General features: G+C 67.1%; 8 protein-coding genes, 2 rRNA genes and 1 other RNA gene (1 of these 11 running past the window's edge). 7 read left to right on the forward strand and 4 right to left on the reverse strand.

The window, feature by feature from the left end; translation table 11 throughout:
- Window positions 1–82: 82 nt before the first annotated feature.
- Together QLQ15_RS01210 and QLQ15_RS01215 are read right to left on the reverse strand one after the other, a co-directional pair.
- Window positions 83–1,408: an aminopeptidase P N-terminal domain-containing protein gene (locus QLQ15_RS01210; protein WP_283211046.1), complete on the reverse strand. Its 1,326-nt coding sequence runs from the start codon at window positions 1,406–1,408 to the stop codon at window positions 83–85.
- A 137-nt stretch (window positions 1,409–1,545) separates the two neighbouring features.
- Window positions 1,546–2,085, reverse strand: a complete 540-nt coding sequence (locus tag QLQ15_RS01215; RefSeq protein ID WP_283213901.1) for a UPF0149 family protein — start codon at window positions 2,083–2,085, stop codon at window positions 1,546–1,548.
- Window positions 2,086–2,214: 129 nt separating this feature from the next.
- Here QLQ15_RS01215 and QLQ15_RS01220 point away from each other — a divergent pair, with 129 nt between their 5' ends.
- The 7 genes from QLQ15_RS01220 (at window position 2,215) to rpiA (ending at window position 9,606) form a co-directional block, all read left to right on the forward strand.
- The gene (locus tag QLQ15_RS01220) at window positions 2,215–6,780 is read left to right on the forward strand and encodes an EAL domain-containing protein (protein WP_283211047.1); all 4,566 of its coding nucleotides are present in this window, start codon (window positions 2,215–2,217) and stop codon (window positions 6,778–6,780) included.
- Between the two features lie 77 nt (window positions 6,781–6,857).
- Complete coding sequence (locus tag QLQ15_RS01225) at window positions 6,858–7,079, forward strand: TIGR02449 family protein (RefSeq protein WP_283211048.1); 222 nt, start codon at window positions 6,858–6,860, stop codon at window positions 7,077–7,079.
- Between the two features lie 7 nt (window positions 7,080–7,086).
- A complete protein-coding gene (locus QLQ15_RS01230; protein WP_283211049.1) occupies window positions 7,087–7,392 on the forward strand; it encodes a cell division protein ZapA in 306 nt (101 codons plus the stop codon).
- A gap of 135 nt (window positions 7,393–7,527) precedes the next feature.
- Window positions 7,528–7,714: non-coding RNA, 6S RNA (ssrS, locus tag QLQ15_RS01235), on the forward strand.
- Between the two features lie 131 nt (window positions 7,715–7,845).
- Window positions 7,846–8,436: a 5-formyltetrahydrofolate cyclo-ligase gene (locus QLQ15_RS01240; protein ID WP_283211050.1), complete on the forward strand. Its 591-nt coding sequence runs from the start codon at window positions 7,846–7,848 to the stop codon at window positions 8,434–8,436.
- Window positions 8,433–8,903, forward strand: a complete 471-nt coding sequence (locus QLQ15_RS01245; RefSeq protein ID WP_283211051.1) for an EVE domain-containing protein — start codon at window positions 8,433–8,435, stop codon at window positions 8,901–8,903. The genes QLQ15_RS01240 and QLQ15_RS01245 overlap by 4 nt, the downstream gene beginning before the upstream one ends.
- A gap of 40 nt (window positions 8,904–8,943) precedes the next feature.
- Window positions 8,944–9,606, forward strand: a complete 663-nt coding sequence (rpiA, locus tag QLQ15_RS01250; protein WP_283211052.1) for a ribose-5-phosphate isomerase RpiA — start codon at window positions 8,944–8,946, stop codon at window positions 9,604–9,606.
- 384 nt (window positions 9,607–9,990) lie between these two features.
- On the opposite strand, the gene rrf is transcribed toward rpiA, so the two are convergent.
- Both rrf and QLQ15_RS01260 read right to left on the reverse strand, forming a co-directional pair.
- A 5S ribosomal RNA gene (rrf, locus tag QLQ15_RS01255) occupies window positions 9,991–10,105 on the reverse strand.
- Between the two features lie 108 nt (window positions 10,106–10,213).
- Window positions 10,214–10,725 (reverse strand): 23S ribosomal RNA (locus QLQ15_RS01260) (it continues 2,353 nt past the right edge of the window).

The following is a 10,725-nucleotide window of genomic DNA, read 5'->3' on the forward strand; positions in this document are numbered from 1 at the left end:
CACCGCCGGGTCGCGGTGGCCCGTTTCCGCTCGGCGACGCAGCTCCTTCGGACGAGTGCCAAGGGGCGATGCGCGTCCGCGCTCAGCGCTGCGCCATCAGCGCTTCGATCTCGTCCGCGCTGCGCGCGAGTTTGTCGGTCAGCACTTCGCACCCGTCCTTGGTGATCAGCACGTCGTCCTCGGTGCGGATGCCGATGCCGCGCCACTTCGCGTCCACGCTGGTGTCGTCGGGCGAGACGTACAGGCCCGGCTCGATGGTGAACACCATGCCCGGCTCGAGCAGGCGCGATTCGCCGTCGAGCCGGTATTCGCCGACGTCATGCACGTCCAGCCCAAGCCAGTGCCCGGTCTTGTGCCGATAGAAGCGCTTGTACGTGCCGTCGGCGAGGTTCTTCTCCAGCCGCCCCTTCAGAAGGCCCAGGCGCAACAGGCCTTCGGTCAGCGTCTCCACCGCGGCAACGTGGCCAACCTCGTAGGGGATGCCGGCGCGCGCCTGTTCCAGCGCCGCGGCCTGGGCGTCGCCGACAAGGTCGTGCAATGCGCGCTGCTCTTTCGTGAAGCGCCCGTTGACCGGGAAGGTACGCGTGATGTCCGCCGCGTAGCCGCGGTATTCGGCGCCGGCGTCGATCAGCACCAGATCGCCGTCCTTCGCCTGCGCGGCGTTGGCGCGGTAGTGCAACACGCACGCGTTCACGCCGGCACCGACGATGCTGCTGTACGCGGGATCGGCCTGGTGCGCGCGGAACACGCGCTCCACCTCGGCCTGCAGTTCGTACTCGTGGATGCCGGCGCGCGCGGCACGCATCGCGGTTTCGTGCGCGAGTACGGTGATGTCGGCAGCGCGCTGCATCAGGCGCAGTTCGTCGCGGTCCTTGAACAGGCGCAACTCGTCCAGCAGATGGCCCAGTTCCAGGAATTCGTGCGGCGGCTGCGCACCCTGGCGCGCCATCGCGCGCACACGGTTGAGCCAGCCGATCAGCTTGAGGTCGAACTCCTGGTCGCGGCCGAAGTGGTAGTAGACGCGCGAGCGCCCTTCCAGCAGGCCCGGCAGGATGTCGTCGAGATCGGTGATGGGGTACGCATCGTCCAGACCGAACGCATCGACCGCGCCTTCCGGGCCAAAACGCGGGCCATCCCAGCCTTCACGTTCGGGATCGCGCTCGCGGCAGAACAGGATCACTTCGCCGTGCTTGCGACCCGGCACCAGCACCAGCACGGCCTCCGGCTCCGGAAAGCCGGTGAGGTAGAGCAGGTCCGAATCCTGACGGTACGGGTAATGCGTGTCGCGACTGCGAATGCGCTCCAGCGCCGCGGGCAATACGAGGATCGCGTCATCGCCGGCCATGCGCATCAGTTGCCGACGACGGCGGGTGTAGGCCTTGGCGGGAATGGTGAGCGGCTTGTGCATCGGCTGTCTTCGTTCGTCATTCCCGCGAACGCGGAACTCCGGTAACCCGTGATGCGGCCCCGAACGCCGGAAGTCGTTGCCCCGCGGTCGCGGGGATGAGACTTCGACGGCGCCTTCCGCCCACTCGAACCCTGCGGTCAGTTCAGTTTCTGGCGATGCTGTGCGGCGAGTACGCAATCGCCGTGCAGCAGCAGCACGGCGACACGCACGAATTCCTCGATCTCGACCAGCGCCTCTTCGTCTTCCTCGTCGCCATCACTCTGTGCCTGGGCGGCGGCAAGCTTGGCCAGATCGCCGAGCGCCTCGCTGCCTTCCTCGGACAGCGACGGACGCGAGCCGGCGGACAGGCCGAAACCGCCGAGGAAACCACGGCACCACTCGAACAGCGCGCCGCTGCGTTCGGCGAGGCTGGCGTCGGACTCGGGCAGCAGCAGCGAGAAGTCGAAACTGCGGTCGGACAGTTGCGCCGCGCTCGCCAGCCGCAGTTCGTCCAGCGGGCTGCCCGGCGCGGGCGTTGGCAGCGCATCGTCGGCCAGCACCTTGGCTGGCCATTCGCGCACCGACGGGCCACCGCCGGCGAGCCAGCCGCACAGGGCGCCATGCAGTTCGAAGGGGGTCGCGGCGAGTGCCAGTTGGCGGCTCTCGGCGTCGATCACGGACAGGTCGGGCAGTTCGATTTCGGACACGTTGCCTGGGCCGGGGCATGAAAAACGGGGGGATGGTCCCCAGTGTAACAACCCGCGGGTTGTTGCCGGCGCGAACGCCTGCCTACACTGAGCGCTGCCGCGCCCCAGCCATGGATGTCCGTGCGTCCGCACCCATACTTCGCGTTATCCATCGCCCGGGTCGCCGGCCCGGTCCTCGCCGTGGTGCTGGCCATGGCCGCCCCGGCATCGGCCGCGACACGGGACTTCTACTTCTCTTCGCTGGGCAGCGAGCGCGGGCTCACCCAGAACACCGTCACCGCCCTGGCGCAGGACAGCGAAGGCTACGTCTGGGTGGCCACGCAGGGCGGCCTGCACCGCTACGACGGCCAGCGCTACCTGCCCTACCGCAACAACCCGCGCGACCCCGGCAGCCTGCCGGACAGCAACGTCACCGCGATCGCCCTGGAAGGCGGCCGCGCGCTCTGGGTCGGCACCTATTCCGAATACCTCAGCCGACTGGACCTGGGCACGGGCCAGATCCGCCGCTTCACCGCCTCCGGGCCGAGCCACCCGCACCGGCAGGTGATGGCGGTGCTGCCGTGGAAGGGTCGCGTATGGGTAGGCACCGTGGCGGGTCTGGAGCGCCTGGACCCGGACACCGGAAAGCGCGAGACGGTGCTGCCGCTGGAAAGCCAGATGATGGGCGCCGCAAACCGGCAGAGCCTGCTCGCCACGCGCGAGGGCACCGCCTGGTACGGCGGCCCGGTCGGCCTGTACCGGCTGGACGCGCAGGGCGCGCCGGAACGGATCGGTTCGGGCGAGGCGGTCACCGCGCTGTTCGAGGACCACGCCCGCCAGCTGTGGGTGGGTCGCGAGGACGGCCTGTTCCGTCTGCACAGCAATGGCCGCGAACTCGTGCGCGTGTGGCCGCGCGAGACCGGCGGCGGGGGCATGATGGTGCGCGCGATCGCGCAGGCACCGGATCGGCAACTGTGGTTCTCGGTGTACGGCTACGGGCTGCGCCGGCTCGACCCGGCGACCGGTCGCGTGGAACAGGTGCGCGAAGAACCCAGCATCGACGCGAGCCTGCCCGACGATTCCATCAACGCATTGATGGTCGACCGCGGCGGCATGCTGTGGGTGGGTGGGCAGTTCCGCGGCATCGCCGTCACCGATCCGCGCGGCACGCGCTTCCGCTATGTCTTCAATCTGGAACACCGCCGCAACGACAGCCCGGCCTCGGCCGACAGCGTCCGCACCGTCACGCAGGCACACGACGGCGCCCTCTGGCTGGGCACCGACAACGCGCGCCTGCTGCGCTACGAGCTGGACAACGACCGCTTCGAAGACCTCAGCGGGCTGCTGGGCGACGGCGCCTCGCCGCCGCACGTGACCGGCTTCGCGCCGGCGGACGGGGACGACCTCTGGGTCGCGACCGATGTCGGCCTGTATCGGCTGGATCCGCAGGCGCGGCATGCGCAGGCGCTGTCGCCACCCGGCCTCGGGCGTACACCGCTGCGCACGCTGGCGGTGGGACGCGACGGAACGTTGTGGATCGGCAGCCATGGTTTCGGTGTGTACCGCTATCGACCCGACAGCGGGCAGATCACGCATTACCCGTATCGCGAGAACGACCCGAGCGGGCTGAGCTATCCGGTCGTGCATGCCATCGTCGAGGACCGGCACGGCCATGTGTGGTTCGGCACCGGCGACGGGCTGGACATGCTCGATCCCGCCACGGGTCGGCTGCAGCACTTCCGGCACGACAGCCGCAATCCCGACAGTCTGTCCGGCAACCGCGTGCGTGCACTGCATGTCGCCCATGACGGTTCACTGTGGGTCGGCACGCATGCGGGCCTGAGCCGCATCGTGGAGGAGCGCGGCGGTCGCATCCGCTTCGCCCATCCGCTGACCGGTTCGCTGGGCGGCAGCCAGGTACCGGTGGTGTTCTCCATCGCCGAAGGCCCTGCGGGGCAGCTGTGGCTCAGCACGCAGGCCGGCATCATCGCCTACGACATCCACCAGCAACGCACCCGCAGCTATGGCCTGGCCGACGGCCTGCAGGACCTGGAATTCCATGGCGGCTCGGTCGCGCAGCTGGACGACGGGCGCATTACGTTCGGCGGCGTGCGCGGGCTGAATCTGTTCGATCCGCGACGCATGCAGGAATCGGGGTACACGGCACCACTGCGTCTGCTCGGTGCGTGGGTGGGCAACCAGGCCACCGCCGACCCACGCGCGCTGTGGCAGCCCACGCGACTGGATCTGGACGAGGGTGCGGGCCTGCTGCGCCTGCGCATCGGTGCGCTCGATTTCGCGCCGTCCGCCGGCCTGCGCTACCGATACCGCATGGATGGGTTCGACAAGGACTGGATCGACAACGGCAGCCAGCACGACCTCACCTACACGCGCCTGCCGTACGGCAATTACACCTTCCAGGCACAGGCAACGGGGCGCGACGGTTCGTGGAATCCGCAGACGCTCGAGATCCCGGTGCGTGTGGCGCCGCCGGTGTGGCGCCATCCGCTGGTGATCGCCGCGGGTGTGACCACCCTGCTGGCACTGGTCGGCGTGCTTGCGTGGCGCCGCCTGCAGGACCGTCGGCGTGAGCGTGGCTACTTCGCACAGATCCGCGAACGCGACGAACGACTCAAGCTGGCGCTGTGGGCCTCGGGCGAACAGTTCTGGGACTACGACCTGCAGCGCCGCGTGCTGCGTCGCACGCGTGCCGACGACCAGGCCGGCCTGACGCCCGAACTGGGCGTGCAGACGCTGGTCGACGCCAACTTCCAGATCCATCCCGAGGACCTGCCGCTGGCGCTGGCCAAGCTCAAGCGCCACCTGCGCGGAGACGCCGCGCTGTATCTGTCCGAACACCGCGTGCGCGACACCGACGGTCGCTGGGTCTGGATGCGCGCGCGCGGTCGCGTGGTCGAACGTGGACCCGACGGGCGTGCGCTGCGCGTGGCGGGTACCGCGCGCGACATCACCGCCAACCGCAGCGCCGAGCGCGACCGCCGCATCGCCGGCCAGGTGCTCAACAGCATGATCGAGGCGGTGGCGGTGTTCGACCAGGAGTTCCGCTTCGTCTCGGTCAACCCCGCCTTCACCCGCATCACCGGTTACACCGATGCGGAAGTGATCGGCCGTCCCACGCGCCTGCTCGACAGCGACCAGCACGACCCGGCGTTCTACCAGCACGTGCGCGGCGAACTGCGCCGCAACGGTCGCTGGTCCGGCGAGATCTGGCAGCAGCGCAAGAATGGCGATGAGTTCCTGTGCTGGTTCCAGGGCAGCGAGGTGCTCGACGCCGGCGGCCAGCACGGCCACTACGTGGCGGTCCTGAGCGATATCACCGACCAGAAGCGTGCCGAGCAGGAACTGCGTTACCTGGCCAATTACGACACGCTGACCAGCCTGCCCAATCGCGCACTGCTGTCGGAGCGCCTGTCGCGCGCCATCGTGCGCGCGCGTCGCCAGAACAGCCGCATCGCGATGCTGTTCCTGGACCTGGACCGCTTCAAGGACATCAACGACTCGCTCGGCCACGCGGCCGGCGACCGCATCCTGCGCGCGGCAGCGATCCGCCTGCAGCATGCGGTGGGAGCGCAGCACACCGTTGCGCGCCTTGGCGGTGATGAGTTCACCGTGCTGCTGGAGAACCTGGAGCACGTCGAGCAGGCGGAACAGGTCGCGCGCGACGTGCTGCTGGCGTTCGAAGCACCGCTCGATCTGGACCAGCGCCACGACGTGGTGATCTCGCCCTCGATCGGCATCAGCCTGTATCCCGACCATGCGCTGGTACCGACCGACCTGCTCAAGCACGCCGATACCGCGATGTACCAGGCCAAGGCCGCTGGACGTCGCACGTTCATGCGTTACACCGAAGCGATGGATGTGGAGATCCGCGGCCGCGCGACCATTTCCGCCGCGCTGCGCGGCGTGCTGGACCGCAACGAGCTGCGCCTGGTGTTCCAGCCCAAGCTGTCGCTGGACCAGTCGCGCATCACCGGCGTGGAAGCGCTGCTGCGCTGGACCAGCCCGGAACTGGGCGACATCTCGCCGGCGCAGTTCATTCCGCTGGCCGAAGAGAGCGGCCTGATCCTCGACATCGGCGAGTGGGCGCTGCGCGAAGCGTGCAGCGTGCTCAAGCGCTGGCGCCTCAACGGCCTGGACCAGCTGACGATGGCGGTGAACGTCTCTTCGTTGCAGCTGCTGCGCGGCAACCTGCCCAAGCAGGTGGCGCGTGCACTGGTCGAGAGCGGCGTCCCTCCGGAGATGCTGCAGCTGGAGCTGACCGAAAGCGTGATCATGGCCAACGCCGGGCAGACCTCGGCGACGCTGGACGCCCTGCGCGCGCTGGGCGTGGGCCTGGCCATCGACGACTTCGGCACGGGGTATTCGTCGTTGGCCTACCTCAAACGCCTGCCGATCAACACGCTGAAGATCGACAAGGAGTTCATCGGTGACCTCACCCGCGACGCGGACGATGAGGCCATCACCACCACGGTGATCGCGATGGCCCATTCGCTGGGCCTGACGGTCATCGCAGAAGGCGTGGAAACCGAGGCGCAGATGCAGTTCCTGCGCGGACGCGGCTGCGATGAAATCCAGGGCTACTGGCTCTCGCGCCCGCTCGAGGCGCCCAGCTGCCTGTCCTTCATCCGCGCCTGGGCACCCCACACGGTGCCGGTCGGTGGTGGGACGGTCGGCACGATGCCCTGAGGAAGCCGGTTCCGTCCCGGACCGGCCCAGCCCGCGGCCTGCTTGACCCGACACGGGGCCCTGCTATCGTGCCCGCCATGGAACAGGCCCATCTCCTTGCCCAACTGCAGTCGCTGGTCGACCGTGTCGAGCAGTTGGCCGAGCGTTCGCGCCGGCTCAGCGAGGAGAACCGCAGCCTTCGCCAGCAACAGGAACAGCTGATGGGCGAACGTTCCTCGCTGCTGGCAAAGAACGAACAGGCACGCACCCGCGTCGAGGCGATGATCGCCCGACTGAAATCGCTGGAACAGCACACGTGAGCATGCAATGAGCAGCACCAGCGAAGTGGTGAGCATCCGTGTGCTCGATCGCGAATACACCGTGGGTTGCGAGCCGGGCGAGCGCGACAGCCTGCTGACCGCGGCGAAGCTGCTCGACAGCAAGATGCGCGAGATCCGCGGCAACAACCGGATGGCGGCGCTCGATCGTGTCGCGGTGCTTGCGGCGCTGAATCTTGCGCACGACCTGCAGCAGTCGCGCGACGAGCATGCTTCGCGCGATCGCGAACTCTCGCGCACGCTGACCGATCTGCACCGCCGTCTCGACGATCTGTTCGACACGCCTGCGCGCTGAGCGAAACGCCCGGAAGCGCGCGTATCGTGCGCGCTTCCAAAGCCGGATCGCGATGCGGTGCTGTGCTGAATCGTGCCAATGTCTGTGCCGACGAGCGGGGAGCGCATATGCGGACGTCGCGCTATACTCCGTCTTCGTCCTCTGCTGTACGCGACAGCGTGCGCAAACATTCGCCTTGTCCCTTATTGACGACCACGGGGGCGCGGCGGAGGCCCGGAGTGCAAGTCCGCCTTGTAGCGGGAAGCCCGAAGGCATCCAAGCGTTCCCACTTGAACCTCGGGTTCAAGGTCGTTTCGCAAGCATCGCCATCGGCGGAGGACTTCTCATTCACACGGCCGCGGCCATCAGGCCGGGCCCAGATTCGGGCGCGGATTCGCGCCCGAATTTTTTTGCTCCGCACGATGAACCCGCCCATCGGCCGGCTCCGCCGCCGCTCAACAGGATTCGCGTCGCATGACGGCTGACCGCACGGCATTGCGCCGTGAACTTCGCGACCGCCGCCGCGCCCTGCCGGCCGCACGACGCATCGAGGCCGCCGACCGGTTGGCGGCGCATCTGCTGGCGCTGCCGTTCGCGCCGCAGGAAGGCTACGTCGCCGGCTACTGGGCTAGCGACGGTGAGATCGCACTCCATGCCTGGCAACTGCGCCTGCCGCGGGAATGCATCTATTGCCTGCCCGTCCTGCATGACGACGGCCGTCTGCGTTTCGGCCCCTGGCGTCCGGGCGATCCGCTGGTAAGCAATCGTCACGGCATTCCCGAGCCCGATCTCGCGCCGGTATCGCTGCTCGAGCCCGAACAGATGGGACTCGTGGTCGCGCCGCTGGTGGGCTTCGATGAACGCGGGCACCGCCTCGGCATGGGAGGCGGCTGGTACGATCGCAGCTTCGCATTCCGCCAACGTCAGGTCGCTCCGCCCTGGCTGGTCGGCGCGGCGTTCGATGCGCAACGCGTCGATCTGCTCGATCGGGCCGACTGGGACGTGGCGTTGGACGCGGTCTGCACCGAAACGATCACGCTCGACTGCAGCAGGACAACCGCATGAGCGCCCGCCGCCGCTACTGGCTGATGAAGACCGAGCCGGACACCTTCTCGATCGACGATCTGGAGCGCGTCCGCACCGAGCCCTGGAATGGCGTGCGCAACTACCAGGCACGCAACTTCATGCGCGACGGCATGCAGGTCGGCGACGGCGTGCTGTTCTATCACTCCAATACGGACGTGCCCGGCATCGTCGGCACCGCCACGGTGGCCAGCAAGGCATACCCGGACGAATCGCAGTTCGATGCGAAGTCCGACTATTTCGATCCCAAGAGCACGCGCGAGGAGCCACGCTGGTTCCTGGTGGACGTGGCCTTCGACCGCAAGCTTTCGCGCACTATCCCGCTCGACGAGATCAAGCAGCATGCCGGGAAGCTGGGCGAGGATTTCGCCCTGGTCCGACGCGGCAACCGCCTTTCCGTGCTGCCGGTGTCAGCCGCGCAATGGAAGTACCTGCTGTCGCTCGAGTGAGCGCGCCCCCCATTTCCCCATACCGGAAGTCCGAAGTCCCATGAGTGAAGCCAAGCGCCTGGCCGCCGAGAAGGCCATCGAGTACGTGGAAGACGGCATGATCGTCGGCGTCGGCACGGGATCCACCGTCGCCTACTTCATTGACGCACTGGCGCGGATCCAGGACCGCATCAAGGGCGCTGTCTCCAGCTCAGATCAGAGCACCGAGCGCCTGCGCAAGCACGGCATCGAAGTGCTGGACCTGAACGCTACGGGCCCGCTGTCGCTGTATGTCGATGGCGCGGACGAATGCGATCCGCACAAGCGGCTGATCAAGGGCGGCGGTGCGGCGCTCACGCGCGAGAAGATCATCGCCGAGGCCAGCCAGACGTTCGTGTGTGTGGTGGATCCGAGCAAGCGCGTGGACGTGCTGGGCCGTTTCCCGCTCCCGGTCGAGGTCATCCCGATGGCACGCAGCCTCGTCGCGCGCGAGATCCAGGCGATGACACGCGCCCAACCGGTATGGCGCCAGACTGCGGATGGCGCGGGTGTCGTCACCGACAACGGCAATGTGATCCTGGACATCCACGGCCTTTCCATCGTCGATCCGGTCGGCTTGGAGCAGGCGATCAACCAGATTCCCGGAGTGGTGTCGGTGGGCCTGTTCGCCCGCCGAGCGGCGGACGTGGTGATCGTGGGCGGGGAGCCGCCGCTGGTTCTGTGATGTCCGACGAGCCGCGCCGCGCGCGGCCTCGTTTGCTGCCTGACCGTTGGAGTCATGGACACCGGCTCGATGCGCTGGCACCTCCGGTAGATTGCGTGTGCGTCACTTGCGATGGGAACGGCGGACGCGCAAGCCCGGACGGAGCTCGCCGTCATCAGAGCGATTCGATCGTCCGCAGCCAGCCCCCTGGGCACATCAATAGCGCGCACTAGCCACAGCGCGGCGTCGGAGAGACGCTTGCACGGGAATCTCGAAAAGTACCGTCCCACGGCGCGGCACACGACGGCGGCCCCACTGGATTGGCGCGTCGGGCGAACATCAAAGCGCTTTGTGAAGCGCAAAAAGAAGAAGGCCCGTCCTTGCGGACGGGCCTTCGGTGTAAATGTCCAGCGATGACCTACTCTTGCATGGCTTAAGCCACACTACCATCGGCGCGGGTGCGTTTCACTTCCGAGTTCGGAAAGGGATCGGGTGGGACCACACCGCTATGGTCACTGGACAAGGGGGTGAAGCGGCGCTTGGAGCGCCAGCTTGCATGGGTTGGAAAAGTAGCGAATGAGGCGAATGTCGTCGACGTATCGTCGAGACCAAGGCCACTTGAGGTTATATGGTCAAGCCACACGGATCATTAGTACAGGTTAGCTCAATGCATTGCTGCACTTACACACCCTGCCTATCAACCACCTGGTCTTGATGGTTCCTTTAGGGGAGTCAAGCTCCCGGGAGATCTCATCTTGAGGCGCGCTTCCCGCTTAGATGCTTTCAGCGGTTATCGCTTCCGAACATAGCTACCCGGCAGTGCCACTGGCGTGACAACCGGAACACCAGAGGTTCGTCCACTCCGGTCCTCTCGTACTAGGAGCAGCCCCTCTCAAATCTCCAACGCCCACGACAGATAGGGACCGAACTGTCTCACGACGTTCTGAACCCAGCTCGCGTACCACTTTAAATGGCGAACAGCCATACCCTTGGGACCGACTACAGCCCCAGGATGTGATGAGCCGACATCGAGGTGCCAAACACCGCCGTCGATATGAACTCTTGGGCGGTATCAGCCTGTTATCCCCGGAGTACCTTTTATCCGTTGAGCGATGGCCCTTCCATACAGAACCACCGGAT

The organism is Lysobacter stagni (assembly GCF_030053425.1).
Taxonomy (GTDB): Bacteria; Pseudomonadota; Gammaproteobacteria; order Xanthomonadales; family Xanthomonadaceae; genus Lysobacter_J; species Lysobacter_J stagni.